The 26,190-nt window shown below is 64.3% G+C and carries 22 protein-coding genes; 18 read left to right on the forward strand and 4 right to left on the reverse strand.

Annotated features, from left to right (window positions below; all coding sequences use genetic code 11):
* The first annotated feature begins 83 nt into the window (after positions 1 to 83).
* The 8 genes from MESCI2_RS01000000134470 (at position 84) to MESCI2_RS0108230 (ending at position 9,170) form a co-directional block, all read left to right on the forward strand.
* Positions 84 to 776 (forward strand): GNAT family N-acetyltransferase, encoded by a 693-nt coding sequence (locus MESCI2_RS01000000134470; RefSeq protein WP_081738637.1) that lies wholly within the window; start codon positions 84 to 86, stop codon positions 774 to 776.
* Positions 777 to 3,503: a LuxR C-terminal-related transcriptional regulator gene (locus MESCI2_RS0108200; RefSeq protein WP_027036156.1), complete on the forward strand. Its 2,727-nt coding sequence runs from the start codon at positions 777 to 779 to the stop codon at positions 3,501 to 3,503.
* Positions 3,504 to 3,586: 83 nt separating this feature from the next.
* Positions 3,587 to 4,708: a class II histone deacetylase gene (locus MESCI2_RS0108205; protein WP_027036157.1), complete on the forward strand. Its 1,122-nt coding sequence runs from the start codon at positions 3,587 to 3,589 to the stop codon at positions 4,706 to 4,708.
* 4 nt (positions 4,709 to 4,712) lie between these two features.
* Positions 4,713 to 5,570, forward strand: coding sequence for an urea ABC transporter permease subunit UrtB (gene urtB / locus MESCI2_RS0108210; protein ID WP_027036158.1), 858 nt, complete (start codon positions 4,713 to 4,715; stop codon positions 5,568 to 5,570).
* Positions 5,567 to 6,553 (forward strand): branched-chain amino acid ABC transporter permease, encoded by a 987-nt coding sequence (locus MESCI2_RS0108215; RefSeq protein WP_027036159.1) that lies wholly within the window; start codon positions 5,567 to 5,569, stop codon positions 6,551 to 6,553. The genes urtB and MESCI2_RS0108215 overlap by 4 nt, the downstream gene beginning before the upstream one ends.
* A complete protein-coding gene (locus tag MESCI2_RS0108220) occupies positions 6,550 to 7,254 on the forward strand; it encodes an ATP-binding cassette domain-containing protein (RefSeq protein WP_027036160.1) in 705 nt (234 codons plus the stop codon). Before MESCI2_RS0108215 ends, MESCI2_RS0108220 begins: the two co-directional genes overlap by 4 nt.
* 2 nt (positions 7,255 to 7,256) lie before the next feature.
* Positions 7,257 to 7,958: an ABC transporter ATP-binding protein gene (locus MESCI2_RS0108225; protein ID WP_027036161.1), complete on the forward strand. Its 702-nt coding sequence runs from the start codon at positions 7,257 to 7,259 to the stop codon at positions 7,956 to 7,958.
* A 42-nt stretch (positions 7,959 to 8,000) separates the two neighbouring features.
* A complete protein-coding gene (locus tag MESCI2_RS0108230) occupies positions 8,001 to 9,170 on the forward strand; it encodes a substrate-binding protein (protein ID WP_027036162.1) in 1,170 nt (389 codons plus the stop codon).
* Positions 9,171 to 9,214: 44 nt separating this feature from the next.
* Here the strand turns inward: MESCI2_RS0108230 and MESCI2_RS0108235 are convergent, their stop codons facing one another.
* Positions 9,215 to 10,861 (reverse strand): acetolactate synthase large subunit, encoded by a 1,647-nt coding sequence (locus tag MESCI2_RS0108235; RefSeq protein ID WP_027036163.1) that lies wholly within the window; start codon positions 10,859 to 10,861, stop codon positions 9,215 to 9,217.
* An 83-nt stretch (positions 10,862 to 10,944) separates the two neighbouring features.
* Positions 10,945 to 12,282 (reverse strand): aromatic ring-hydroxylating oxygenase subunit alpha, encoded by a 1,338-nt coding sequence (locus MESCI2_RS0108240; protein WP_197031527.1) that lies wholly within the window; start codon positions 12,280 to 12,282, stop codon positions 10,945 to 10,947.
* A gap of 113 nt (positions 12,283 to 12,395) precedes the next feature.
* On the opposite strand from MESCI2_RS0108240, the gene MESCI2_RS01000000134475 reads away from it, so the two are divergent.
* Positions 12,396 to 13,304, forward strand: a complete 909-nt coding sequence (locus MESCI2_RS01000000134475) for a LysR family transcriptional regulator (RefSeq protein WP_050596498.1) — start codon at positions 12,396 to 12,398, stop codon at positions 13,302 to 13,304.
* A gap of 76 nt (positions 13,305 to 13,380) precedes the next feature.
* On the opposite strand, the gene MESCI2_RS0108250 is transcribed toward MESCI2_RS01000000134475, so the two are convergent.
* Entirely contained in the window at positions 13,381 to 14,652 is a 1,272-nt protein-coding gene (locus tag MESCI2_RS0108250) for an NAD(P)/FAD-dependent oxidoreductase (protein ID WP_027036165.1), read from the reverse strand.
* Between the two features lie 195 nt (positions 14,653 to 14,847).
* On the opposite strand from MESCI2_RS0108250, the gene MESCI2_RS0108255 reads away from it, so the two are divergent.
* The 7 genes from MESCI2_RS0108255 to MESCI2_RS0108285 all read left to right on the forward strand — a co-directional run bounded on the left by MESCI2_RS0108255 (position 14,848) and on the right by MESCI2_RS0108285 (position 23,606).
* Positions 14,848 to 15,840, forward strand: coding sequence for a dipeptidase (locus tag MESCI2_RS0108255; protein WP_050596499.1), 993 nt, complete (start codon positions 14,848 to 14,850; stop codon positions 15,838 to 15,840).
* A 311-nt stretch (positions 15,841 to 16,151) separates the two neighbouring features.
* Positions 16,152 to 17,711 (forward strand): ABC transporter substrate-binding protein, encoded by a 1,560-nt coding sequence (locus MESCI2_RS0108260; RefSeq protein WP_027036167.1) that lies wholly within the window; start codon positions 16,152 to 16,154, stop codon positions 17,709 to 17,711.
* A gap of 52 nt (positions 17,712 to 17,763) precedes the next feature.
* Positions 17,764 to 18,711: an ABC transporter permease gene (locus MESCI2_RS0108265; protein WP_023808846.1), complete on the forward strand. Its 948-nt coding sequence runs from the start codon at positions 17,764 to 17,766 to the stop codon at positions 18,709 to 18,711.
* Between the two features lie 28 nt (positions 18,712 to 18,739).
* On the forward strand, positions 18,740 to 19,579 hold the full coding sequence (locus MESCI2_RS0108270) for an ABC transporter permease (RefSeq protein WP_027036168.1): 840 nt from the start codon (positions 18,740 to 18,742) through the stop codon (positions 19,577 to 19,579).
* Positions 19,576 to 20,559, forward strand: a complete 984-nt coding sequence (locus MESCI2_RS0108275; protein WP_027036169.1) for an ABC transporter ATP-binding protein — start codon at positions 19,576 to 19,578, stop codon at positions 20,557 to 20,559. The genes MESCI2_RS0108270 and MESCI2_RS0108275 overlap by 4 nt, the downstream gene beginning before the upstream one ends.
* Entirely contained in the window at positions 20,556 to 21,530 is a 975-nt protein-coding gene (locus MESCI2_RS0108280; RefSeq protein WP_027036170.1) for an ABC transporter ATP-binding protein, read from the forward strand. Before MESCI2_RS0108275 ends, MESCI2_RS0108280 begins: the two co-directional genes overlap by 4 nt.
* Before the next feature lie 48 nt (positions 21,531 to 21,578).
* Complete coding sequence (locus MESCI2_RS0108285) at positions 21,579 to 23,606, forward strand: CocE/NonD family hydrolase (RefSeq protein ID WP_050596501.1); 2,028 nt, start codon at positions 21,579 to 21,581, stop codon at positions 23,604 to 23,606.
* Positions 23,607 to 23,620: 14 nt separating this feature from the next.
* Here MESCI2_RS0108285 and MESCI2_RS0108290 read toward each other — a convergent pair whose 3' ends face one another.
* A complete protein-coding gene (locus MESCI2_RS0108290) occupies positions 23,621 to 24,526 on the reverse strand; it encodes a LysR family transcriptional regulator (protein ID WP_027036172.1) in 906 nt (301 codons plus the stop codon).
* A gap of 101 nt (positions 24,527 to 24,627) precedes the next feature.
* Here MESCI2_RS0108290 and MESCI2_RS0108295 point away from each other — a divergent pair, with 101 nt between their 5' ends.
* Positions 24,628 to 25,617: a zinc-dependent alcohol dehydrogenase family protein gene (locus MESCI2_RS0108295; RefSeq protein WP_027036173.1), complete on the forward strand. Its 990-nt coding sequence runs from the start codon at positions 24,628 to 24,630 to the stop codon at positions 25,615 to 25,617.
* 214 nt (positions 25,618 to 25,831) lie between these two features.
* Positions 25,832 to 26,131, forward strand: coding sequence for a zf-TFIIB domain-containing protein (locus MESCI2_RS0108305; protein WP_023808853.1), 300 nt, complete (start codon positions 25,832 to 25,834; stop codon positions 26,129 to 26,131).
* Positions 26,132 to 26,190: the final 59 nt, after the last annotated feature.

Raw genomic sequence — 26,190 nt, forward strand, 5'->3', positions numbered from 1 at the left:
CCAGGACTTGCCGTTCGATGCTGCCATGGTCTTGGGGAGTTGGCATCGGATGCAGCAAGCCGATACTGCTATCTCTGGAAGACATGACGAGGAATGCGTTGATCACCGAAGACACGATGCCGGCCGAAATCACCGATCTCGCCATTGGCTACCATCGCCTGCCGGCGGGCAAGCTTGCCAATGCGGTGACGTGGATGGAGGCGCGCTCGCCGCAGCCCGATCTCGCGCACCCCTTGGCCATGACACGGATCACGACGCCCGACTGCGCTTCCTATCGGGCGATCTTCCTCGAGATCGGCGCGCCCTGGCTGTGGGATCGCGTCCCCGAAATGTCCGACGCCGAGATCGCGGCGCATTTTGCCGATCCGCGCCAGCATCTCTATTACGGCCATGACGAGACCGGCGCGCATCTCGGCATGGTCGAGTTCTTCGCCGCCGACAGCAGCGAGATCGAGATCACCTATTTCGGCCTGTTCCCCTCCCTGACCGGCCGAGGTTTCGGCAAGCGGCTGATGGCTGGCGCACTGGATCTCGCATGGCGCCTCAACCCGAACCGTATCTGGCTGCATACAAGCAGCTTCGACCATCACAGCGTCATCGGGTTCTACAGCGCCTGCGGGTTCGCGCCCTTTGCGACGGGATTTGAGATCGTCGACGATCCCCGGATCAAGGGAACCTTGCCGCGCCATGTTGCACCGCAGATTCCGCTGATCGAAGCAGAGCGGGGCACTGGCAACCGCGCCTCCCCGCAGAACCGGCAGGTTGTGCGGACCTAGATGAGAGCAGCTCCGCAATCCGTCAGCCAAGCGTCGCCGCACCATCGCCGATGGGTTCGCCGCGAGACCATCCTGTCGACGCTGGAGCGCCATATCGACACGCGCATCGTGCTGTTCGCCGCGCCGGCCGGCTTCGGCAAATCGACGACGATGGCGCAATGGGCCGCGGAAGTCGCGCGCCACGGCCGGCTGACAGCATGGCTGTCCTGCGAGGCAACGGACAATGACGAAGGTGCCTTCCTATCGCATCTGGTGGGCGCGCTGCGCCATCTGGTGCAGAGCCCGGCGGAACTCGACCTAGCCTTCCAGTCGAGCCCCATCCCCCAGCTCGATGTCGTGCTCTCGGCACTTGTGGCGGGCCTCGCGGCGCGCGAGGCCGACATCACCTTGTTCTTCGACGACTACCACGCCATCGAGGCGCCGGCGGTGAAGCGGTTCATGGAGCGCCTGACCCGGCAGGCGCCGGCAAACGTTGCCTTCGTCATCGGCTCGCGCAGCCTGCCCGACCTGCAACTCGGCAAGCTCAGGGTGCTAGGCGACGTTTTCGAGATCGGGCCCGACGATCTGCGTTTCGCTTCGTCCGAGGCCGAAGCCTTCTTCAACGAGAAGCTGGGCCTGAGCGTCAGCAGCGGCACGGTGGAAACCTTGTGCTCGCGCACCGAAGGATGGGCCGCCGGGCTGCAGCTGGCCTCGCTGTCGCTGAGTGCCGCACATGCACCCGAAACCGTCATCGGCAACTTCACCGGCGCCAACCGCAACGTCGCCGACTTCCTGATGGGCGAAGTGTTCCTGGAACTGCCGCCGGCAATCGCAAAGTTCCTGCTCTACAGCTCGATCTTCGAACGCTTCAGCGCCGAAGCCTGCCGGGCGGTGATGCGGGCGGCCGATGCCGAGGCGGCGATCACAGAGATCGAAACGCGCAACCTGTTCCTCGTCCCGCTCGACGAAGAGCGGCGCTGGTTCCGCTACCATCATCTGTTCCGCGATTTCCTCAGCCGCGAAATGGAACGGCGCGAACCGGAGATGATCGCGCCGCTGCATCTGGCGGCGGCCGAATGGTTCGGCGAGCGCAAGATGCTGACCGAGGCGATCGGCCACGCGCTCGCCGCTGGCGACCAGGCCCGCGCGGCGGTGTTCGTCGAGAACAACGCGCTCGACCTCATCGCCCAGTGCCAGCTTCTTTACGTACGCCAGTTGCTGGCACTGCTGCCGAGGAAGCTGATCGACCAGCGCATCCGGCTGCAGCTCGTCGTGCTGTGGCTGGCGGTGCACAGCAGCCAACCCGAGATTGCCCAGCAGACGCTGAGCAATGCGCGCAAGCTGGTCGAGACCGGACCGACCGACAGCAATGACCCAGGCACGATGACCGGCACGACGATCGAGGCCGAGCTCGTGGTTCTCGCCGCTGCCGTCTACAGCACGCTGGAGCAGTTCGATCAGGCGCGCGACACAGCCCTTGCGGCGCTGCGCGTCATCGCACCCGATGCCTGGTTCATGGAGGGCGCGACCGCCAATGTCATCGGCTACAATCTCTATGCGCTGGGTGACCTCGAAGGTGCGCGCGCCGCGATCGATGCGGCGCGACGGGCACATGAGCGAAGCGGCAGTCTGCTCGGCGTCACCATCGCCAATTGCTACATGGCCGTCGTCGAGCGTTCGGCGGGACGCTTGCCCGCCGCCGAACGGCTGCTGCGCAACGCCATCATCGAGGCCAGGGCGCGGATCGGTGCAAACTCCTATGCCGAGGCCTTGGCCGGAACGCTGCTTGCCGAACTTGCCTACGAGACCAATGCGTCGGGCGAGGCGCTGACCCTGGTCGAGAATCTCGGACCGCAGATCGAAGGCGCGGCGGTCATCGTCTATCCCCTGGCCAGCGTACCGACCTATGCCCGCGTGCTGCAGCTGACCGGTCGCACCGAAGCGGCACTGGACATGCTGGAGCGCGTCTATCAACGCGTACACGGCACGGTGTATCGCCGCCTGGCATCGATGATCGTGCATGACCGCATACGTGTGCTGCTCGACCAGAACCGTATTGCCGAGGCGCGCGCGCTGCTGACCGAGCATCGCGGCGAAGGGACCGAGGCTTCGATGGCCATCACCACCGCCAACGAGTTCGAGTTCTTCGCCGAAGGCCGCCTGCTGACGGCCGAGAAATCCTATACAGCTGCGGCGCAGGTTTTCGAGGCGCTGCTGGAGCGCACGAAAGACAGCGGGCGCATGCGCCGCCATATATTGGCGCTGATCCTGCACGCCAAAGCGGCCAGCGCTGCCCACGACCAACGCGAGGCAGACCGCAATCTCCTCGATGCATTGCGCCTCGCCCAACCCTCCGGCTTCATCCGTTCCTTCGTCGACGAGGGAAGGCCTGTTATCGACGGGTTGATGCGGCTGCGTGCGGCCCAGGCAAAGACCGATCCAGCACTGTCAGCCTATGCCACGCGCATCATCGACGCCGCGCAGACAATGCCTGTCGCGACACGCAAGCTGGCTGCACCAGCCGCTGAGAAGGAACAGCTCACCCAGCGCGAGGCCGAACTGCTGCGCTATCTCACCGAGGGCATGTCCAATCGCGATATCGCCTTGGCGCTGTCGGTGAGCGAAACCACGGTGAAATGGCACCTGAAGAACATTTTCGGCAAGCTCGCGGTGACCAACCGGGTCCAGGCCGTGCGCGCCGCGCAAGGGTCCGCAGGCGCCCATACCCCTCCGAAAGGAGGGGCATAGATAACAGGCGCGACCCCTCTTTCGGGTCGGGCCACATGATCGTTAGCCTGCTAGCGTCACCTGGTTTTCAGAGGACGCTGCGGATGGCGACAGGCTACGTTTTTCACGAACAGCTGATGTGGCACGACACCGGCTCCAGTGCCGACATGATGCCGCCCGGCCGTTTCGTGGAACCCGGCCGCCATCTGGAATCTCCCGGTTCGAAGCGCCGGCTGAACAACCTCATCCAGGTCAGCGGCCTGTCGCGCCATCTCGTCCCGATCATCCCCGAACCGGTCTCGGTCGAGGACCTGCTGCGCGTCCACACGCAACGCCATGTCGACGATATCCGCATGCTCAGCGAGCGGGGCTCCGGTTTCGCCGGGCCGCAGGCGCCGATCGGTCTCAACAGTTTCGATATCGCCCTGCTGTCGGCCGGCACCACCTATGCCGCCATGCGCGCCGTGCTGACAGGGCGCGTCGACAATGCCTATGCGCTGGCGCGGCCGCCGGGGCACCATGCCGAGCCCGACCAGGCGATGGGCAACTGCCTGTTCTCCAACATCGGCGTCGCTGTCCGCCGGCTGCAGCATGAAGGCCTGCTTGGCCGGGCCGCGGTGGTCGACTGGGATGTGCACCATGGCAACGGCACCGAGACGGTGTTCTATTCCGACCCGTCGGTGCTGACCATTTCCCTGCATCAGGACAATCTCTACCCGACCGGGCGCGGTGCGCTGGCCGACAACGGGAAAGATGCCGGTGAAGGCTACAACATCAACATCCCGCTGCCGGCCGGCAGCGGGACCGGCGCCTATGAAGCGACCTTCGACCGCGTCGTCGCGCCGGCGCTGCGCGCCTACAGACCGGACCTCGTCATCGTCGCCTCCGGTTTCGACGCGTCCGGCTTCGATCCGCTCGGCCGCATGATGCTCAACAGCGAATGCTTCAGGCGGCTCGCCGCGCGCATGGTGGCGCTGGCCGCCGAAACTTCGCAAGGGCGCCTGATGATGACCCATGAGGGCGGCTACTCCGAGGGCTATGTACCGTTCTGCGGCCATGCCGTCATCGAGACTCTGGCCAACCATCGCACCGAAGTGGTCGACCCGTTGTCGGAGCATATCGACGACTGGGCGGGGCAGGATCTGCAGTCGCATCAGGCCGCGGTGATCGATGCCGCCGAAGGCCTGCTCGCCGGCCTGCGCCAACGTCTCGCCAGTGCGGCCTGACGCGATGGATTTTGTCGTCACCACGCTTCTCAACGCGCTGACGCTGATCAGCATCCTGATGCTGGTCGGGCTCGGGCTGGCGATCAGCTTCGGGCTGATGAACGTGACCAATTTGGCGCATGGCGAGTTCGTCACGGTCGGCGCTTTCGCCGTCTATTTCGTGCAGAGCATGGGCGGCTCGTTCTGGCTGGGCCTGGCCGCGGCGCCCATTGCCGGCGCGGTGGTCGGCTGTATCCTCGAATTCGCCATCATCCGCCATCTCTATTCCAGACCTGTCTCGACCGTGCTCGCCACCTGGGGCGTCAGCCTGATCCTGCAGCAAGGGCTGGAACTGACCTTCGGCCTCGGCGCCAAGCCGGTGACGCCGCCGATCGAGGGCACGCTCGACCTCGTCTTCACCGTCTATCCGGCCTACCGGCTGATCCTGATCGGCATCGCCATGCTGACCTTGCTCGGCGTCATCCTGCTGATCAGCCGGACGTCCTTCGGCCTCGACATCCGCACCGTCATCCAGAACCGCGAGATGGCCGAGGGCGTCGGCATCAACACGCGGCGTACCTACGCTATCGCCTTCACCTTCGGCGCAGCCATCGCCGGGCTTGCCGGCGGACTGGTCGCGCCACTGGCGATCGTGCTGCCGCAGATGGGGGTGAACTATCTCGCCAACGCCTTCTTCGTCGTCATCGTCGGCGGCGTCGGCTCGATCGGCGGCCTCGTCGCCGGCAGCGTCTTTGTCGGCGGGCTGACCAGCATCCTCAATTATCAGATCTCGCCGTCGCTGGCGCAGGCGATCGTGCTGCTGGCGGCCATCGTCGCTGTCCGGCTGCGACCCAACGGCCTGTTCAACGGAGCGTCGCGATGATCGCCCGCGACCGCAACTGGCTGCTGATCTTCGCCATCTGCGTGGCGCTCGCGGTCGTCTATCCGCTCTTTGCCGGCGGCTATCAGCTGACGGTGATCCGCGACGCGCTGATCTTCGGCCTGTTCGCGGCGAGCCTCGACTTCTTCTGGGGCCGCACCGGAATCCTGTGTTTCGGCCACGCCGCCTTCTTCGGCATCGGCGGCTACATCATGGCGCTGGTTACGCTCAATGATGCCATCCCCTTCGGAAGCCTGCTCGGCATCATCGGTGCGGTGGCGGGTGCGGCCTTCGTCGCCGCTATCATCGGCTACTTCCTGTTCTTCGGCGGCATTCGTGGCAGCTATTTCACCATCGTCACGCTGGCGATGGGCGTCATCTGCCAGCAGGCCGCGGTTTCGTGGAGTTCGGTCACCGGCGGCGACAGCGGCCTGATCGGCATCCCGCCGATCGAGTTCGATCTTGGCAGCCTGCACATCGATCTCAGCCAGGACCTGCCCAGCTACATCTTCGTCTCGGCCATAGTCGCCGTGACGGTGCTGGCGCTGTGGTCGATCAGCCGCGGTCGCTGGGGCACGGTGCTGACCGCCATTCAAGACAATGAAGTCCGGGCGGCCGCGCTCGGCCACAATGCGCCGTTGCGGCTGCTCGTTACTTTCGTCCTGTCGGCGGCGATCGCCGGACTTGCCGGCGCGCTCTATGTCTGCATGGCAGGACTGGTGGCGCCCGACCTGTCCGGACTGCTCCTGTCGACGGAGGTGATCGTCTGGGTGGCGGTCGGCGGGCGCGGCACGCTGCTTGGGCCGGTGCTCGGCGCCATCTTCATCCAGCGTGCGCAGCAGACCATCAGCAGCTTCAACCCGAGCCTGTGGCCGCTATTGCTCGGCTGCGTCTTCGTCATCATCGTCTTCGTCCTGCCGGACGGCATCCTGTCGATCTACGCGCGACTGAAAGCCCTGTTCAAAGGCGGGAGGCGCGCACAATGAGCGACATCCTGCTGCAGGCTGAAAATGTCGGTATCCGCTTTGGCGGACTGCAGGCGCTGGAGGCCCTGAACCTCACCGTACGCGACAAGGAACTCTGCTGCATCATCGGCCCGAACGGCGCCGGCAAAAGCACCTTCCTCAATGTGCTGACCGGTACACTGCGCCCGACCAGCGGCAGCGTGCGCTTCCTCGGCCACGACATAGCCGGCCTGCCGCTGCACCGCATCGCCCGGCTCGGCATTGCGCGAAAATTCCAGATCCCGTCCGTCTTCCCGAGCCTCTCGGTGGAGGACAATCTGAAAGTCGCGCGTTGGGGCGCGCCCTCGCCTGTCCGGCCGGTTGGCGAACTGTTGGAACTGGTCGCGCTCGGCAACCGCGCCGCCACACTGGCCGGCGAACTCGCGCACGGCCAGAAGCAATGGCTGGAGATCGGCATGGCGCTGGCAATCGAGCCGAGGCTTCTGTTGCTCGATGAGCCTACCGCCGGCATGACGCCGCAGGAAACGCTGGCGACGGCCGACATGCTGCTGCGGCTCAAGGGCGAGTTCTCGATCGTTGCCGTCGAGCACGACATCCGCTTCGTGCGGGCGCTGAACTGCGAGACGCTGGTGCTGCACCAGGGACGCCGGCTGCGCAGCGGCCCTTTCCATGACATCGAGACCGACGAGATGGTCCGCGATGTCTATCTGGGGAGGCGCTGACCATGCTGCGGACACTTGCGGTCTCGGCCGGCTACGGCCTGCTTCCGGTGCTGAACGGCATCGACCTCAGTGTCGCACCCGGCGAGGTCGTCGGCCTGCTCGGCCGCAACGGCGCCGGCAAGACGACGCTGCTGCGCGTCATCGCCGGCGGCTTGCGGGCGAGCGGTGGCGCGGTGGTTCTCGGCGACAGGGACCTTACCAACGCGCCGGCTTTCCGCCGGGCGCGCGCAGGCATCGCGCATGTGCCACAGGGGCGCGGGATCTTCAACCAGCTGACCGTGCGGCAGAACCTGGAGGTCGGCACCCGCGCCGCCAAGGACCGTGGCGACGGCGGCATCCCGGCCGACATCTTCGGCTATTTTCCGATCCTGCGCGAACGCGAAGCGCAGGTCGCCGGCACGCTTTCGGGTGGCCAGCAGCAGATGCTGGCGATCGGCCGCGCATTGTGCGGCCTGCCGTCGGTGCTGCTGCTCGACGAGCCCTCTGAAGGCATCCAGCCGAACATCGTGCAATCGATCGCCGAACTGGTGCCGCGCATCGCCCGCGAGCGTGGCATCGCGATCGTTCTGGTCGAGCAGAATCTCGATCTCGTTCTCAAGGCATCGGACCGTTGTCTGGTGATGGAGAAGGGCAGGATCGTCCATGAAGGCGCGCCGGAGGCGTTCGCCGACGAGACCCTGCTGAAGGACCTGTTGGCTTTGTAGGGCGTGCATGGGGCGCGTCTGGGACTGGAAGGGAACACAACAATGATAAGCAGAAGAACTGTCTTGAAATCCGGCGGCGCCGCGGCCGCCTTTGCCATCGTCGGCGCGCCGTCAATCCTGCGCGCCGCCGACACCGTCAAGGTCGGCCTGTCGATCCCGATCACCGGACTACAGGCGATCCTCGGCGAGACGCTGCTCAATTGCTACAAGCTGGCCGCCGCCGAACTCAACGCCGCCAACGGCATTGGCGGACGCCAGGTCGAACTCATCATCGAGGACAACCAGACCACGACCAAGGGCTCCATAGACAAGGCGCGCAAGCTCATCAACGAAGACAAGGTCGACGTGATCATGGGCACGATCATTTCGCCGGAGCGCAGTGCGACACTATCGGTGACATCGAAGGCCAAGAAGCTGTTCTTCTACCCGACCAATTTCGAGGGCGGCGAATGCAACCGCTACTTCGTCGCCACCGGCCCGATCCCGATGCAGCAGGTCGACCCGATGATGCCATGGGTGGCCGAGACCCTCGGCAAGACGATCTATGTCATGGCCTCGGACTATGCCTGGCCGCAGAAAATGACCGAGGCGATCACGGCGGCCTATGAGAAAGCCGGCGGCAAGATCATCGGCGCCGACTACTATCCGTTCGGCACCACCGATTTCGGCCCGGCCTTCCAGAAGATCAAGTCGCTGAAGCCCGATGTCGTCTGGTCGATGGTGGTCGGCAACGACGCCGTCACCCAGCTCAAGCAGTATCGCAGCTTCGACATCAAGCAGCCGCTGATCGCGCCGCTCGATGAGGTCTTCAACAAGGACGCTCTGCCGCCCGGCGTCGCGGCAGGGACCTACGCGCCGCAGCCCTACTGGATGGCGCTCGACAACCCGGTCAACAAGAAGTTCATCTCGAGCTTCCGCGAAAAGTTCGGCCAGGAGAAAATGGTCAACGGCATCGGCGAGGCCGGCTACAACGGCCTGCATCTCTACGCGCTGGCCGCCGAGAAGGCCGGATCGCTGAAGGACGACGATGTGCTGGCGGCGCTGCCGTCGATCGAATTCGACGCACCGCAAGGCAAGATCCGCGTTGACGCCACCAACAACCACACACTGTGCCATTCCTATGTGGGCAAGGCGGCGGCCGACGGCATCGGCTACGAAATCGTCAAGGATTTCGGCACCATCGCGCCGGTCACGCCTTACTGCAAGGTGTAGGTTCTTCCGCCCAGGCAATCCTGACGGCGGCTTTGTCGCTGCCGTCAGGGCGTCTGCGGCGCCGGCAGCCGCTCGCGCAGTTCGTCGACAAGCACCCTGGTGTTTTCGGAATAGTCGATGGGCACGACGACGAGATGCACGCCGCCGCCGGTGAAGGCCTGTTCCAGCGCCGGCCGCAAGTCGGCGATCTCCGCAACCCTGGTCCCCTTGGCGCCATAGGCCTCGGCATACTTGACGAAATCGGGATTGCCGAAGATCATGCCGAAATCCGGGAACGCATCGACCGCCTGCTTCCAGCGGATCATGCCGTAGGCATGGTCTTCGAGCAGCAGGACGACGAGGTTGAGCTTGAGCCTGACGGCGGTCTCCAGTTCCTGGCTGTTCATCATGAAGCCACCGTCGCCACAGATCGCCATGACACGGCGCTGCGGATAGAGCAGTGCCGCCATCATCGCCGACGGCAAGCCCGCGCCCATGGTGGCCAGCGCATTGTCGAGCAGGATCGTGTTTGCCATGCGCGTCCGGTAGTTGCGCGCGAACCAGATCTTGTACATGCCGTTGTCGAGGGCGAGGATCCCGTCCGGCGGCATCACGGCGCGCACGTCATGCACGATGCGCTGCGGCGTGAAGCGATCTTCGGTGGCGCGCGCGGCGATCCGGCTCAGAATGCCTTCCCGCAGCGGCAGCAGCGCCTGTGCGTTGGGGATCTTGCCCTCGATGCGGTCGGCCAGCAGCGCCAGCGAAGGCCCGAGGTCGCCGACGATTTCGGCTTGCGGGAAATAGACCTGCTCGACGTCGGCTGAATGGTAGCCGACATGAATGACCTTCGGCCCCTTCGCCCCCATGATGAAGGGCGGCTTCTCCACCGTGTCGTGACCGATGGTGATGATCAGATCGGCCTGCTCGATGGCCTCGTGCACATAGTCGCGCTCCGAAAGGGCTGCCGTTCCCATATAGAGCTCCGTGCCGCCGGGCACGGTTCCCTTGCCCATCTGCGTGGTGAAGTAGGGAATTTGCGTGCGCAGCACGAACTGCGCGACATCGGGGGTCACGCGCGGCCGCGACGCCGCCGCCCCGAACATCAGTAGCGGACGTTTGGCTTCCAGGATCATACGGGCGGCGCGATCAAGCGCGCCGGGGCTGGCCAGCGGCAGTTCGACCGGGTGCGTCGGCACGAGTGCTACCGGTTCACACTCGGCCGCTGCAATGTCTTCCGGCAGTTCAAGATGCACGGGGCCGGGACGCTCTTCCTGGGCGACACGGAAAGCTTCGCGCACCAGCGAGGGGATCATCTTCGGCGAGACGATCTGGCGCGACAGCTTGGTCAGCGGCTTCATCGCCGCGACGATGTCGACGATCTGGAAGCGCGCCTGCCGGGATGACAGGATGCCCTTCTGGCCGGTGATCATGATCATCGGCATCGCGCCGAGCAGCGCATAGGCCGAACCGGTCGAAAGGTTGAGCGCGCCTGGGCCAAGCGTGGTGATACACACACCCGGCTTTCCGGTAAGCCTGCCATAGGTGGCGGCCATGAAAGCGGCTGCCTGCTCGTGACGGGTCAGGATCAACTGGATCGAGGAGCGGCGGATGGATTCGACAATATCGAGATTTTCTTCGCCCGGAATGCCGAAAATCCGTTCGACCCCTTCGTTCTCAAGGGCCGCGACGAACAGATCCGAACCTTTGGTCATAAACCGTCTCCCGCAACATTCCGTCGGCCACCTTCATATGGCATCGGAATGCGACGCCTCAAAGAGGCATCTTCGGCCGCGGGTCAGAGGCGCGTATTGCAGCTCGCCGCTTTCGGCGAAGCGAAAAGTTCCTTCGGCGCAGACCATTGGCTGATCGGCGCGCCGCGCGTGCCGGTGATCAGCGAACGCAGTTCCGACAGATAGGTCTGCACGAAGAACGAGGTCTGGCTTTCCAGCGGCGTATAGGGGCCTGGCCGGTAAGCGCGCGACATGATGCCGTCGGCATTATCCTCGGTGATCTTCTTGTCCTGCATTGTGGTGACGTCCCACATCCAGCTGATCGCATCGGCGTCGATGTCTTTTTCAGCATCCTTGTCGACGAGCCAGGTCAGGATGACGTCGGTTTCCGTGGCGCTACGCGGTATCATCTGGAACAGCGTGACATAGTCATTGGCAGCACTTGCAAACGACAGGCGTCCGAGGCGGAAGCCGCTTTCGCCACCATCATAGGCGTGACGACCGCCCATCAGGCAAGAGACCCCCTCACCCGTATTGGATAGTGTGTTGCGGCCGGAGCCAATCGGCTTGCGGTGCATGGCAAACGGCATCGTGTCGAGGTCGCCAGCCTGCCACGCACCCTTGTGGAACTCGGCATCGCCGATGACGCTGTGCCAGGCCTCGATTTCGTCCTGCCACGCGACTGCCTTGTCGGCGTCGCGGGTCGCGGTCACTTTGACGTGGCCGTTGACGCGGTAATATTCGGGGTGAGCCGGCCGGCAGTGATAGCATTCGAGGAAGTTCTCGAGCACCAGCTTCCAGTTCGCCTTGGTCAGGTAATTCTTGCGCACGACGATGCGTGCACGGTCGAGGCCGTTTTCGCGCAAGCCGCCGGTCAGCCCGTCCGCGACAGGCTGGATGTCGGGCAGCGAATTGGCATCGAGGCCGCAGAACACGAGGCCGCCGAAACTCTTGCAGGGCACGCGGTGCAGTCCCAGCGCCTCTGCATCGACGCTTGCCGGTAGATCCTGCCGTGACTTTAGTTCGCCGGTCAGCCTGAACGACCAGGCATGATAGGGGCAGACCAGAAGCTTGCCGCGACCGTCCTTGGCGCAGAGCCGCGAGCCGCGATGGGTGCAGACATTGTAGTAGGCCGCGATGTCCTCCTCGCCGTCGCCGAAGCGCACGACGATGATCTCCTCGTCGAAAAGCTGGCGCACGATGTAGCGGCCCTTTTCAGGCACCTCGCTGGCATGGGCGACAAGCATCCATTGGCGTGGGAACCACAAGTCCCGTTCCAGCGCGAAGATCGCCGGGTCGGCATAGAAGGCCTGTTCCAGAGACCAGTCCGGACGTTGCCGGTCGATCAGCCTGACGGTCTCGCTTCTGTCGACAGGCTGGCTGTTCGGTGTGTAGGCCTGCACGGCAAACACCTTTCTGCTCGCTGGCGTTAGGATGACGTTTCGATAGAGTGTGCGATGCGGAAAGGCTTGCGGCAAATACAGAAATGATAGACCTTCATATCGAAAAGGCATGAATGCAGGTTCGGATCGTGAAAACCCTCAAGACATCGCTTCCCCTGCTGAACGCCATGGTCGTCTTCGAGGCTGCCGCCAGGCATGGCGGGCTGACGCTGGCCGCGCAGGAGCTCAACATCGCCCAATCGGCGGTCAGCAGGCATGTCGCCAATCTCGAGCGCCAGCTGTCGATCGAACTGTTCACGCGCAAGGGCAACCGCGTCGCCGTCACCGGGGCCGGCAACACGCTGGCCGAAGCGATCCGCGACGGTCTCGGCACCATCAGGCAAGCGGTCGAGGATTTGACCGCGCACGACAGCGATACATTCGTGGTCGGCTGCAGCCACGACTTCGCGCAGGCATGGCTGATGCCGCGCTTCGGCCTCATCACATCGCAGGTTGCCGATGGCCGGGTGCTGCTGCAGACATCCACCGACTACAGGGATTTCGACCAACCTGAAGTGGCGCTGTCGATCCGTTTCGGCGAAGCCGGGCAATGGCCCGACTTCGTGACCGAAAAACTGCTCGACGGTGAATGGTTCCCGGTCTGCGCGCCGGCGTTCCTGGCGCGTTATCCGGCGCTCGCCTCGGAAGAGCCAGAGGCTTTCATGGCAGTGCCGCTGCTGCATCAGGTGACGCCGCCGGGCGCGATCGACAGCTGGCAATCGTGGATCGGAACCGACCGGAAACTCGATGGACCTCGGTTCACCGGCTACATGTCGATGATCCACGAAACCATCGCCGGGCGAGGCGCCGCGCTCGCCTGGGCCGGGTTTGCCGACGAACATCTGCGCCGCGGGCAGCTCGTCCGGCTGACGAAGACCTCACGTCGTCACGCCGGCTCCTTCCACATCGTCAAGAGGAAGAATGCCGGCCCGGTGGTCAGGGCGGTGGTGCTGGCGCTGCTCGGCAGCGTCGGCGACAGCTGACAAGCCAGCGTCGGGGACAGCTGACAAGTCAGCGTCGGTGACAGCTGACAAGTCAGCGTCAGTGACAGCTGACAGATCAGGCCTCGCGGCCAAACCGCGACGCCTCATGACGCGCACCCCAGGCCGGCATGGCGGCCTCGATTTCGGCTTCCGACTTGAAGGCATCGGAGGCGTAGCGATCGACACGGAACCGCTCCGCGGAAACGAATGGGGTCTGCCCGAGGACCAGTTCGCAGGAGAGCCGGCCCAGCCCCGGTCCATGGGTGACGCCGCTCTCATTATCGCCGCCGACAACCACGATATTGTCGCTGCCGGGGATCTTGCCGACGATAAGGCCGTTGTCAGGCGTGTAGCACGGCACGCCTTGTGCCCAGCTCGCGATCGTCGAACCGCGTAGCGGCGGGAACACCGTCTGCAGCTCGGCAAGCTCCTGCTCGGAGGTCTCCTGCATCAGTTCGAGATTGTGCGGCTGGCCGGGCTCAATTTCGCTGTCATCCGTCTTGTACAGCGGCTTGTAGTGCCGGCCGGTTCCCCACATGACGGCGCCGAATGTCTCGCGCAGCCACAGCCGCAATTCGCGGCACTGGACCGTGGGAATGGTCGATGGCAGCCCACGATCGTCGGTGACGATGCGCGTTGCGACAACGCGCAGCAATGGCAACTGCCAGCCGAGGCCCGATATGACCTGGTTGTTCCAGGCGCCGGCGGCAACGATGACACTGTCAGCCTCAAGACTGCCCTGGTCGGTCTCGATCGTCACCCGGTCGCCGGCATCATGAACGGCCGTCACGCGTGTGTTGCTGCGGAATACGCCGCCCAGCTCGCCAATCTGGCCGGTCAGCACACCCATTGCCAGCTTGGTGTCGAGCTGGATGCCATGCGGATTGTAGGCCGCCGAATGGACCCGGGCCGGATCGATGAGGCCTTGCATCTTCTGGCCGATCTGCGCGGCGTTCAGGTCCTGCATTTCCGGCGGCGCATAGGGAGAGTCCAGCACCGGGCGGACGAAGCGTTCGCGCCCATCTTCGGTCAGCGCCATGATCAAGGTGCCGTTCGGCCGATAGCCGATCTCGACGCCGACCTCGTGCAGCCGGCGATAGAAATCGAGGCCATATTGCTGCAGTTGGAGGCCCTCTTCGCCAAGCGGGATCATGCCGGCGGACCAATGGGAGACGAAGCCAGCACCAGCGCTTGTGGTCGCGGCACCCGGCTGGCCGGCATCGATGACCGTGACCCGGCGCACGCCGGACCGCAGCAAATGGAAAGCCGCGCTGCAGCCGATGATGCCGCCGCCGATCACCGCGATATGCCTGCTATCGCCTCCGCCATGGCGGCCGTTTGAGCTCATCCCTGGTCTCCCTTTGCTGATGATCCGGTCGGAGCGACATGCAGCGTCGGCGACCATACAGGCTCATTCCGGACTGTCTAGACACATGTGTCTGTGGCCTGATACTTGATGCGCACTGCATCTGGATCGTACGTCCGGAACGCCGCTTGATCCGGCCTTCCGCTATGTTGGTGTCACCAAGAGAGTGAGGAAAAAGTGAGCGTTTCGACTGCCGCCCAGGCCATTTTCGACAGTGAAATCATATGGGACGCGCATTCCGGCTTCATGCCGGATCCGGCGGCGGACCTGAACAATCTGCAGATATGGCGCGACGCCGGCGTCGACTATCTGTCGATCGATGTCGGCTTCGATCTGTTGCCTTGGGAGCAGACAGTGCGGACGCTGGCAAATTTCCACCACTGGATCCTTGCCAACCCCGAGCACTACACTCTGGTCTCCTCGGTCGCGGAAATCCGCAAGGCCAAGCTCGAGGGCAAACTGGCCATCAGCTTCGACATCGAGGGCATGAACGCACTCGACGGCCGCATCGAGATGGTGGAGTTCTATCACCATCTGGGCGTGCGCCAGATCCTGTTCGCCTACAACAGGAACAACCTGGCCGGCGGCGGTTGCCACGATGTCGAGACCGGTCTGACGGCGTTCGGCCGCCAGGTCATCGACGAGATGAACCGTCTCGGCATGTTTGTCGACGTCACCCACACCGGCTACCGCACCTCGATGGAGGTGATGGAATATTCCAACCGGCCGGTGATCTTCTCGCACTCGAACGCCAAGGCCCTGTGCGGCCATGGCCGCAACATCACCGACGAGCAGATAAAGGCCTGCGCGCGTACCGGCGGCATCGTCGCGATCGTTGGGCTCAATCGTTTCCTGGGAGAAGGGCGGACGGACTCGAACAGGTTGGCCGACCACATCGAATATCTTGTCGATCTGGCTGGCCCAGATCATGTCGGCATCGGGCTGGACTACGCCTTCCCCGTCGACGTCAAAGGCATCGACCGTATCATTTCCGATAATCCGCAATTCTGGCCCAAGAGCGAATATCCGGAAGGGGCGACGACCTACGCGGCTCCCGGCCAGATGCGCGAACTGACGGATGTGCTTCTGCGCCGCGGCCAGTCCGAGCAGACCGTGCGCAACGTCCTGGGCGGCAATTTCGTGCGCCTGGCGGCCGAAATCTGGAAGTGAAGGTAGCGGAGAGCGCGTCTCCGCTCCAGCTCTTGATCCAGGCCCCACCGAATGGCGGGCCAGGCCGCACCGTGTGCGCGATCACATGTCGCGCTTAGCCGCTTGCCCTTGCCGACGCAGCGGCGGGGTCGGATCAGATATCGAGATTTCCCGCAAGATCGTCTGTATCCAAGATTCGGACATGCCGGCAAAATTTTCGCTAGACATAGATGTCTATTATTAGCAGTTTTAGCGGACCGGTACATTCGGCCCGGCTTGGAGAATGGCCAACGGCCGGAAACAAGACAACGAAAACAGCAGAGGGGTAGAGCATGTCCATTCTAGCCGACACCAGGCTTTCGCGCCGCAGCTTGCTCGCCGGAGCCGGCGCTTTCGGCCTCGCCTCAATGGTCAATCCAAAAATTTCCTGGTCGAGCGACGGGCCGATCCTCAAGGTGCGCTCCTACGCCGACATCCAGACGCTCGACCCTTGTTTCCGGCTGGCGGCGCCCGAAGGCGACATCACCAGCGTCATCTTCGCAGGCCTCGTTGTCACCACGCCGGGCGATAGCTGGGGCTGGCGGCCGATGGCGGCGGAAACGATCAAGCAGCTCGACCCGCTGACCGTCGCCTTCCAGCTGCGCGACAATATCGGCTTCACCGACGGCTACGGCCAGATGACGGCGGAAGACGTCAAGTTTTCGATCGAACGCATCGCCGACCCCGCCAACAAGAGCCCCTATTCCGGCGACTGGGCAACGCTCAAGGAAGTCGAGGTCAAGGACAAGCTGTCGGGGCTGATCCACCTGAAGCAGGCCTTCGCGCCGCTGTGGACGTCGACCTTGCCGACGCCGTCCGGCACCATCCTGTCGAAGCGCGCCATCACCGAGCTCGGTGGCAAGATGGGCGTCAAGCCGGTGGCCCAGTCGGGCCCCTACATCCTGAAGGAATGGCTGCCCAAGCAGCGCACCGTGCTGGTGCGCAATCCCGACTGGAAGTACGAGCAGGGCGCCTTCGCGGAAATCCACATCCATCCGATCGAGGACGAGAAGACCGCCGAACTCGGCTATGAGGCGGGTGACCTCGACTACACCTGGACCGCGGTCTCCTCGATCTCGCGGCTGAAGCAGACACCGCCGCCAAAGACGACCGTCGTCGAGAAGCCTTCGCTGGCCTTTGTCTGGCTCGGCATGAACCAGGATGTTGCGCCTTTCGACAATCCCAACATGCGCCGCGCGGTGCAGTACGCCGTGGATCGCAAGGCGGTGGTCGACGCCGCTTATTTCGGCGCCGCGGCAACCGCTACCGGCATCATCGCGCCCGGCCTGCCTGGCCATCGCGAGAAGAACCTCTTCGATTTCGATCCGGACCGCGCCCGCGACATGATCGCCAAGGAGGGGCTGGCCGGCACCACGATCACGCTCGACATCCTCAACAAGACCGAGCGGCTGACCGCGGCGCAGGTCGTGCAGTCGAACCTGCAGGATGTCGGTCTCACTGTGGAGATCAAGCAGAACGACAGCGGCACCTTCTGGACGCTTGGCGCCAAGGAAGGCGACTACTACAAGAAGCTGCAGATGATCATCAGCCGCTTCTCCATGCAGCCGGACCCGAGCTGGGCCACCGCCTGGTTCACCCGCGACCAGATCGGCGTCTGGAACTGGGAGCGTTTTTCCAGCGAGGAATTCGACAAGCTCAACGCCGAGGGCATGGTCGAGCTCGACCCGGCAAAACGCGATGTCATCTACAAGAAGCTGCAGGACCTCATGGAGGAGAACGGCAACTACGTTTTCCTGACGCATGAGGTCACCGGCATCATGAATCGAGACACGCTTGTGGCCGGCTTGAAGCCGAACGGCGAACCCGTGTTCACCGACTTCAAACCGGCATGATATCGGCGGGCGGGGCTCGTCCCCGTCAAAGACCGTCCGACAGGTACCGAAAATGATCCGCTACGCCCTCAAGCGTCTGTGGCTTGGCGCCATTATCATCAGCGTGGCCATGATGATGATGTTCGCCATGGTTTACCTCATTCCCGGCGACCCGGCCTCCGTCGCGCTGGGGCCGCGCGCGACGCCGGAGATGATGGAGGCGCTACGTGTGCGCATGGGCCTCGACCAGCCGGTTTGGCGGCAGTTCCTGCATTTCTACGGATCGGTCTTGCGCGGCGATCTCGGCACCGAGGTGCTGTCAGATCGGCCAGTTCTGGACGTGGTGATGGAACAGCTTCCGTTCACGCTGGCGCTGGTGGTCGGCGGCATCACCTGGTCGGTGGCGCTGGGCATCCCGCTTGGCTGCATCGCAGCGGTGCGGCGCGGCGGCTTTGTCGATCAGGTCATCGGGGTGCTGTCGGTGGCGATGATCGCCGTGCCATCCTTCGTCGTCGCCATCTATTCGCTGCTGGTGTTTGCGGTCGCCCTGCAATGGCTGCCGGCGATCGGCGCCGGCGAACCGGGCGATCTCGCCAGCCGGCTTCAGCACCTCATCCTGCCGTCGCTGGCGGTCGGCCTAGGCTGGATCGGCTACATCTCGCGCATGGTGCGCGCCTCGATGCTGGAGACGCTCGAGGCCAGCCATATCCGCACGGCGCGCGCCTTCGGCCTGACCGAGCACCGGATCGTTTACACCTACGCCCTGCGCATCGCCGTGCTGCCGACCATCACCTTGCTCGGCGTCGGCATCGGCCACATGCTGTCGTCTTCCGTCTTCGCCGAAATCGTCTTTGCCCGTCCCGGCATCGGCAAGCTGGTCTATGAGGCGATCTCGGTGCGCAACTATCCCATCGTCTCCGGAGCCGTGCTGGTCACCACGGTCTTCTTCGTTCTCGTCAACGTAGCAGCCGACATCCTCGTCGGTATCTTGGATCCCCGTGTCAGATCAAGTTTCAACTGAGCTGCCATCCCGCAGCTTCCGTCTCGGCATGATATGGCGCACCTTGCGCCGCATCATGCGCGAGCCGCTCGGCGCGATCGGCCTGACGCTGGTGACGGTGGTGGTGCTGTCGGCGGTCTTCGCCAGCCTCCTGACCAGCTATGCGCCGAGCAAGATATCGCCGGCCCAACGCTTCGCTTCGCCGAGCCTCCTGCATCTGCTCGGCACCGACCATCTCGGCCGCGATCTTCTCACCCGGGTGCTCTATGGCGGACGCGTCGCGCTTTTGATCGCGCTGGGCGCGACAGCGGTGTCGCTGGTTGTCGGCGTCGTGCTTGGGCTGATCGCAGGCTATGGGCCGCGCTGGCTCGACAATGTGCTGCTGCTGATCTTCGACGCCGTGAAGAGCTTTCCCACCGTCATGCTGGCGCTGACGCTGGTCACCCTGTTCGGCCCCTCGCTCTACGCGGTGGTGCTGGTGGTGATGCTGGTCAATGTACCGGGCTACGCCCGCATCATCCGAACCCAGACGCTGGTGCTGAAATCGGCCGAACATGTCATGGCGGCGCGCTCGATGGGGGCAACCGCCGGCCGCATCCTGCGCGTCCATATCCTGCCCAACATCATCGGCCCGATCCTGATCCTGATATCGATGGACATTCCCGTGGTGGTGGCGATCGAGGCCGGCATGAGCTTCCTCGGGCTAGGCGTGCGGCCGCCGACGCCGAGCTGGGGCGCGATCCTCAATGACGGCTTCGCCAACATCCGCGATTCCTACTGGATCGTGATTGCCGGCGGCCTGCCCATCGTGCTGACCACGCTCGGTTTCACCTTCTTCGGCGAGACGCTGCGCGACCTCTTCGATCCCAGGCTGAAGGGGCGCTCATGACGGTTCTCGAGGTCAAGAATCTGAGCGTCGCCTTCCACACCGAGGCCGGGCGGCTGGAGGCGCTGAAGCAGGTGAGCTTTTCCGTACCAGCCAACCGCAGCGTCGGCGTGGTCGGCGAATCCGGCTGCGGGAAATCGACGCTCATCAACGCCATTCTCGGCCTGCTCGCCGACAATGGCGAGATATTGTCGGGCGAGATCATCTTCGAGGGCGACAAGGACCTTGCCCGGCTCGACCCGACCGCGATGCGCGGCCTGCGCGGCCAAAGGATCGCCACCGTTTTCCAGGACCCGATGGGTGCGCTCAACCCGGTGCTGTCGGTGGGGCGTCAGATGCGCGACATCCAGTATCGCTCGAACCTGTCGAAGCGGGACAAGGATGCGCGCTCGGTCGCAATGCTGCGCAAGGTTCGTATTCCCGATCCGGAAAGCCGGCTGACGCAGTTTCCGCACGAATTCTCCGGCGGCATGAAGCAGCGCATCGCCATCGCCATGGCGCTGATGATGGAACCGGCGCTGCTGATCGCCGACGAGCCGACAACTGCGCTCGATGCGACGCTGGAGGTGGCCACCATCGAACTGCTCAAGGATCTGCAGCGCGACATCGGCTGCTCGGTGCTGTTCATCTCGCATCATCTGGGCGTGATTGCCGAACTCTGCGACGAGATGATCGTGATGTATGCCGGTGAGGTGGTGGAGAGCGGCACGACTCGGGAGATCTTCCACGATGCGCGCCATCCTTACACGCAGAAGCTTTTGGCCTGTGATCCCGCGCGGCTGTCGCAGCGGGTTGCCCGCCTGCCGACCATTGCCGGGACCTTGCCGGATTTGCGCCGCCGGCCGAGCGGCTGCGTCTTCCAGCCGCGCTGCGACCGCGCCGACGCCCAATGCCTGACGGTGCCTCCCTCAGCCCTTATCGGGGGGGCTCACATTGCTCGCTGCTGGCATGCGGATATCCCCTTGGAAGGGGTGCACGCATGAGCTCCGACCTGCTCCGTGTCAGCGATTTGCGCGTCTCGTTCCGGGTCGGCGGCCTGTCCGCCAGGCTTGCCGGGCGGGCCAGCGAGATCGAAGCGGTCTCCGGCGTCAGCTTCACGCTTCAACGAGGCAGCACCTTCGCGCTGGTCGGCGAATCCGGCTCGGGCAAGACGACGCTGGCGCGCACGCTCAACGGTCTTCAGCCCGTGAAAGCGGGCACGATCCTGTTTGAAGGGCAGGAACTGCAGGGCCTGTCCAACGCCGCGATGAAACCGGTGCGGCGGCGCATGCCGATGATGTTCCAGGATCCGGTCGGATCGTTGTCGCCGCGGCTCAGCGTGCGGTCGCTGCTGTCGGAGCCTTTCGTCATTCACGGACTGTCGGATCGCGATCTCAACGCCGAAGTCACACGACTTCTTGCACTGGTCGGGCTGCCGCGCGATTTCGCCGACCGCTACCCGCACCAGCTTTCCGGCGGCCAGGCGCGCCGCGTCGGTGTGGCGCGGGCGATCGCGCTGGACCCGGTTCTGGTCGTCGCCGACGAGCCGACAGCCGGCCTCGACGTCTCGGTGCAGGGAGAGGTGCTGAACCTGCTCAATGACCTGCGCGACCGCATGGGCCTGTCGATGCTGATCATCACCCACAATCTGCATGTCGTGCGCCAGATCGCCGACCGCATGGCGGTGATGTATCTCGGACGCTTCGTCGAGCAGGGCGAAACCGAAGCGATCTTCCGCGCGCCGCATCACCCCTATACGGCGGCCCTTCTGTCCGCCAATCCGGAGCCCGATCCCGACAGGGTGCATCAGCGCATCACGCTGCCGGCTGACGTTCCGTCCCTGCTGGCGCGCCCTTCAGGCTGCGAATTCCACACACGCTGCCCGCAGGCCCAGGGCCGTTGCGCGGTGGATGTCCCTACCCCGGTCGCTGTCGGCGACAGCCGCCTGACCTGCCATTTCCCGCTGAACACGTAAGGATCGCCACCGGCGCAAGTGTCGGCCGGGGCGTCGAGAGGAGCCGCCATGCAAGATATTCGCGTCGTGACCGATTTCCCGCGCAAAATCCGCGAGATCGAGAACCTGTGGATTCCGATGCCGGACGGCGTCAAGCTGGCGACTCGAATCTGGCTGCCGGAAGACGCCGAGGCCGATCCGGTGCCGGCGATCCTCGAATATTTGCCCTATCGCAAGCGCGACGGAACGGTGGAGCGCGATGCGCTGACGCATCCCTATTTCGCCGGTCACGGCTATGCCGGCGTGCGGGTCGATATGCGCGGCTCGGGCGACAGCGAGGGGCTGTGCAAGGGCGAGTACCTGAAGCAGGAACAGGATGACTGCCTGGCGGTCATCGAATGGCTGGCCCGGCAGCCTTGGTGTTCGGGAAGCGTCGGCATGATCGGCATCTCCTGGGGCGGCTTCAACGGGCTGCAGGTCGCGGCCCGCCGGCCGCCGGCGCTGAAAGCCGTCGTCTCGCTTTGCTCGACCGACGACCGCTACAACGACGATGTGCATTATCTGGGCGGCGCCATGATGTGCGACAATCTGATGTGGGGAACCACCGCCTGGGCCATCGCCATGACCCCGCCCGACCCGCTCATTGTCGGCGATCGCTGGCGCGATCTTTGGGAGCAGCGGCTGAACGGCAACGGCATCTGGATGCAGGACTGGTTCGAACACCAGCGCCGCGACGATTTCTACAAGCACGGCTCGATCTGCGAGGACTATTCCGATGTCGAAATCCCGGTCTATGGCGTCGGCGGCTGGGCCGACGGCTATCCCAATCCGATCTTCCGGATGCTGGAAAAGCTCAGCGGTCCCCGCAAAGGGCTGATTGGACCCTGGGGCCACAAATATCCCCACTTCGCCATGCCCGGCCCGCGCATCGGCTTCCTGCAGGAGTGCCTGCGCTGGTGGGATCAGCATCTCAAGGGCATCGACACCGGCATTGCCGACGAGCCGATGCTGCGCGCCTGGATCCAGGACCCCGCACGGCCGGCGGCGATCTATGACGAGCGGCCCGGCCGCTGGGTGGCGGAGCCGGCGTGGCCGGGGCCCGGCGTCGGCGAAAAGGTGCTGAACCTTGCGCCGCATGTGCTGAGCGAGGCCAGGGGCGAAGATGCGATCCTGGAAATTTCATCGCCGCAGACGGCCGGCATGTCTTCCGGCGCCTGGTGCGGTTATGGCGTCATGCCGACTTTACCGGTCGACCAGCGCACGGAGGAAGGCAACGTCCTGATCTTCGAGACCGCGCCGTTGACCGAAGCGGTCGAGATCCTTGGCTTCCCGGAATTCGAGGTCAAGCTCTCCTCCGACAAGCCGGTCGCGCTTCTCTCCGCCACGCTGTCGCAGGTGTTCCCGGAAGGTGCTGCCTCGCGCGTCAGCTACGGCATCCTCAATCTGAGCCATCGCAACGATGATCTGGACATCGCACCCATGGTGCCGGGCCAGGCGGAATCGGTGCGCATCAAGCTGCGCTGTTGCGGGCAGCGTTTCGAGGTTGGCGAGCGTATCCGGCTGGCACTGGCGACATCGCATTGGCCGATCGTCTTCCCGACCGCCGAGCAGGCGACGTTATCGATCCATTGCGGCGACAGCCGGCTGATCCTGCCGGTGCGCCCACCGCAGAAGCTGGACGACACGCTGGGGGCTTTCTTGGGCGCGGAAAGCGCCACGCCGATGGAGCAGGAGGTGCTGGCCAAGGGCGACGGTTTCCAGCGCTCGGTGTCGACGGACCAGGTCACCGGCGAGACCGTCTACCAGGTCGTCAATGACGGCGGCACGGTGCTGCATCCGCATACGGGAATCGTCGTTTCAGCCAAGCATGTCGACCGGTTCTCCATTCATCCCGACGACCCGAACTCGGCGGTCGGCACCTGCACCTGGGAAAAGTCCTATGGCCGCGGCGACTGGCAAGTGCGTCTTTCGGTGAAGGCGACGGTACGGGCGCTGCGCGACGTCTGGCGGATCGAGACCTACATCACCGCCCATGACGGAGATGAAGTGGTCGTCGACCGCAGCGAGGTCAAGGAGTATCCGCGCGATCTCAACTGAAAGCGGCTGCGAGGCTACAGCTGGGCCATCGACTTCGGCAAGGCAGCCGCCAGCGCATCGACGGCCAGCCGCACCTTCAGCGGCAGATGCGGCGTCTGCAGCCAAAGCGCGTGGCAGTCGTAGAGATATTGCGGCTGGTCCGGCAACAGCGCCACCAGCGCGCCGGCCTGAATGCGCTCGCGCACCAGCCACCAGGGCAGCCAGGCCAGCCCCATGCCGTCGGCGGCCGCGTCAGCGATGGCATCGAGATCGTCGAGCCGCAGCCGGCCGGTTGGTGTGATCTCGAGCGTGGGTTGCCCCTCGCGCACAAACAGCCACGGCTGAACGACCTGGCCGAGCCGGCGGTAGACAATCGCCTGATGGTCGGCGAGATTCTCGATACGCCGCGGCTCGCCATGAATTCTGAGATAGGAGAGCGCTGCGCAGACGACCATGCCCTGGCGCGCGACGCGACGCGCAATCACCCCCGCCTCGTCCAGAGTGCCGGTGCGGATGGCGAGATCATAGCCATCCTCGGCGAGATCGGCGAAGCGGTCGCTGAGCGACAGGTCGAGTTCCAGCATCGGATATTGCCGGGCGAGTTTCAGCAGCACGGGCGTCACGCAGTGGCGACCGAAATGCGCCGGCATGGTGACGCGCAGTTTTCCGCGTGGCTCCGAAAACTGGTCGGCGGCGAGCGCATCGGCGGCTTCGGCTTCGGCCAGCACAAGCCTGCAGCGTTCATAGTAAGCGCGGCCGAAGTCGGTCAGGCTCTGCCGTCGCGTGGTCCGGTTGAGCAGGCGAACGCCCAGCCGCTCCTCGAGAAACCGGACATGCTTGCCGACCATTGGCCCAGACAGGTCGAGGGCGACCGCTGCTGCCGTGAACGAGCCGAGATCGACGGCCTTGACGAACACGGCCATGCTTTCGAGCCGATCCATATTGGGAACTCCTGGTTTCTACTGTTCTTCCCTTACAGCCATTTATCCCCGGCAACCCTGACTGCATAGCTCATTCGGTTCAGATGATTTGGAGTACCCGAATGACACGCGTAGTTCGCTTTCGCCAGCATGGTGGCCCCGAGGTTCTGCGCATCAAGGATGTCGAGCTTCCTCCACCGGGTCCGGGCGAAGTTCAAATCCGCGTCAAGGCGCTCGGCCTCAATCGCGCCGAAGCGCTGCTGCGCGCGGGTTCCTATATCGAGACGCCGACGCTGCCCTCCGGGCTTGGCCTCGAAGCTGCCGGCGTCATCGAGGCGGTGGGCGAAGGTGTTAGGGATTTCGCGCCAGGCGACAGCGTCAGTGTCATCCCGCCGCAATCGATGATCCGCTGGCCGGCCTATGGCGAGCTTGCCACCTATCCCGCCGAACTTGTCGTCAGGCATCCGCGCTCGCTCGACTGGCAGACGGCAGCGGCGGTCTGGATGCAGTATCTCACCGCCTATGGCGCGCTGATCGATATCGCCAGGCTGCGCAGCGGAGACCACGTGGTGATCACCGCGGCGTCGAGCAGCGTCGGGCTTGCGGCGATCCAGACCGCCAACAGGGTCGGCGCGACGACGATTGCGGTGACGCGAACATCGGCCAAGAAGCAGGCTCTGCTCGACGCTGGCGCGGCACATGTCATTGCCTCGGCGGAAGAGAATCTGGCCGCACGACTGAATGAAATCACCGGACCGCAAGGCGTGCGCGTGGTGCTGGATGCAATCGGCGGCCCGATCTTCGAGCCGCTGACGGCGGCGATGTCGCGTGGCGGCATCCTCATCGAATATGGCGGCCTCAGCCGCGAGCCGACGCCATTTCCGCTGCCGGCGGTGCTGGCCAAGACGCTGACACTGCGCGGCTACCTCGTCCACGAGATCACCGGCAACCCGGTGAAGCTGGAGGCCGCCAAGGCGTTCATCCTCGAAGGACTTGAGGTTGGGACTCTAAAGCCGATCATCGACCGGACCTTTGCGTTCGACCAGATCGTAGAGGCGCACCGCTATCTGGAATCGAACGAGCAGTTCGGCAAGATCGTGGTGACGATCTGAGATCGTGGTGACGGTCTGAGCAACGATGGCGAACAAATCACTCTTGCAGGGCAATATCGCTCTTGAAGGCGCGGCTCTGCATTCCTAACTGTCCGGTGCGGGCCGGGCCCCTCTGACTGTCGCTTTTGGCGATCGTGATGTCGGACCGCTTTAACGGGCTCGTTTCCATGTTTTCGGTCAAGCGGGCTCAATCTTTTTCGGTTTGGAGCCCCGTATGACATCTTCTCTCCTTGGCATGACTTGCCCCTCCTGCCGCGTTGCGCTCGTGATGAGCGAACGCCAGGGCATCGAAATCGACTACTGTCCGCAGTGCCGCGGCGTCTGGCTTGATCGGGGAGAACTCGACAAGATCATCGAGCGTTCCGGCAGGGAAGCGGCGCCCGCGCCGCAGCCACAGCCGGCAGCATTCTCGCAGCCGCAACACGGCCAGGGCCGCGACGACGATTATTCCCGCTCGCACGGCCACCGCTATCCGAAGCGGAAGAAATCATTTTTCGAAGAGTTGTTCGATTGACCGTATAACGCCGGCACCCCGGCGACGGCTGAAAATTTCCGAAACCGCAGAGATAAAGG

The organism is Mesorhizobium ciceri WSM4083 (assembly GCF_000519305.1).
Taxonomy (GTDB): domain Bacteria; phylum Pseudomonadota; class Alphaproteobacteria; order Rhizobiales; family Rhizobiaceae; genus Mesorhizobium; species Mesorhizobium ciceri_B.

Coding starts and splice junctions, on each gene's coding strand:
- MESCI2_RS01000000134470 (WP_081738637.1), top strand. CDS start 84: ATGACGAGGAATGCGTTGATCACCGAAGACACGATGCCGGCCGAAATC.
- MESCI2_RS0108200 (WP_027036156.1), top strand. CDS start 777: ATGAGAGCAGCTCCGCAATCCGTCAGCCAAGCGTCGCCGCACCATCGC.
- MESCI2_RS0108205 (WP_027036157.1), top strand. CDS start 3,587: ATGGCGACAGGCTACGTTTTTCACGAACAGCTGATGTGGCACGACACC.
- urtB (WP_027036158.1), top strand. CDS start 4,713: ATGGATTTTGTCGTCACCACGCTTCTCAACGCGCTGACGCTGATCAGC.
- MESCI2_RS0108215 (WP_027036159.1), top strand. CDS start 5,567: ATGATCGCCCGCGACCGCAACTGGCTGCTGATCTTCGCCATCTGCGTG.
- MESCI2_RS0108220 (WP_027036160.1), top strand. CDS start 6,550: ATGAGCGACATCCTGCTGCAGGCTGAAAATGTCGGTATCCGCTTTGGC.
- MESCI2_RS0108225 (WP_027036161.1), top strand. CDS start 7,257: ATGCTGCGGACACTTGCGGTCTCGGCCGGCTACGGCCTGCTTCCGGTG.
- MESCI2_RS0108230 (WP_027036162.1), top strand. CDS start 8,001: ATGATAAGCAGAAGAACTGTCTTGAAATCCGGCGGCGCCGCGGCCGCC.
- MESCI2_RS0108235 (WP_027036163.1), bottom strand. CDS start 10,861: ATGACCAAAGGTTCGGATCTGTTCGTCGCGGCCCTTGAGAACGAAGGG.
- MESCI2_RS01000000134475 (WP_050596498.1), top strand. CDS start 12,396: ATGCAGGTTCGGATCGTGAAAACCCTCAAGACATCGCTTCCCCTGCTG.
- MESCI2_RS0108250 (WP_027036165.1), bottom strand. CDS start 14,652: ATGAGCTCAAACGGCCGCCATGGCGGAGGCGATAGCAGGCATATCGCG.
- MESCI2_RS0108260 (WP_027036167.1), top strand. CDS start 16,152: ATGTCCATTCTAGCCGACACCAGGCTTTCGCGCCGCAGCTTGCTCGCC.
- MESCI2_RS0108265 (WP_023808846.1), top strand. CDS start 17,764: ATGATCCGCTACGCCCTCAAGCGTCTGTGGCTTGGCGCCATTATCATC.
- MESCI2_RS0108270 (WP_027036168.1), top strand. CDS start 18,740: ATGATATGGCGCACCTTGCGCCGCATCATGCGCGAGCCGCTCGGCGCG.
- MESCI2_RS0108275 (WP_027036169.1), top strand. CDS start 19,576: ATGACGGTTCTCGAGGTCAAGAATCTGAGCGTCGCCTTCCACACCGAG.
- MESCI2_RS0108280 (WP_027036170.1), top strand. CDS start 20,556: ATGAGCTCCGACCTGCTCCGTGTCAGCGATTTGCGCGTCTCGTTCCGG.
- MESCI2_RS0108285 (WP_050596501.1), top strand. CDS start 21,579: ATGCAAGATATTCGCGTCGTGACCGATTTCCCGCGCAAAATCCGCGAG.
- MESCI2_RS0108290 (WP_027036172.1), bottom strand. CDS start 24,526: ATGGATCGGCTCGAAAGCATGGCCGTGTTCGTCAAGGCCGTCGATCTC.
- MESCI2_RS0108295 (WP_027036173.1), top strand. CDS start 24,628: ATGACACGCGTAGTTCGCTTTCGCCAGCATGGTGGCCCCGAGGTTCTG.
- MESCI2_RS0108305 (WP_023808853.1), top strand. CDS start 25,832: ATGACATCTTCTCTCCTTGGCATGACTTGCCCCTCCTGCCGCGTTGCG.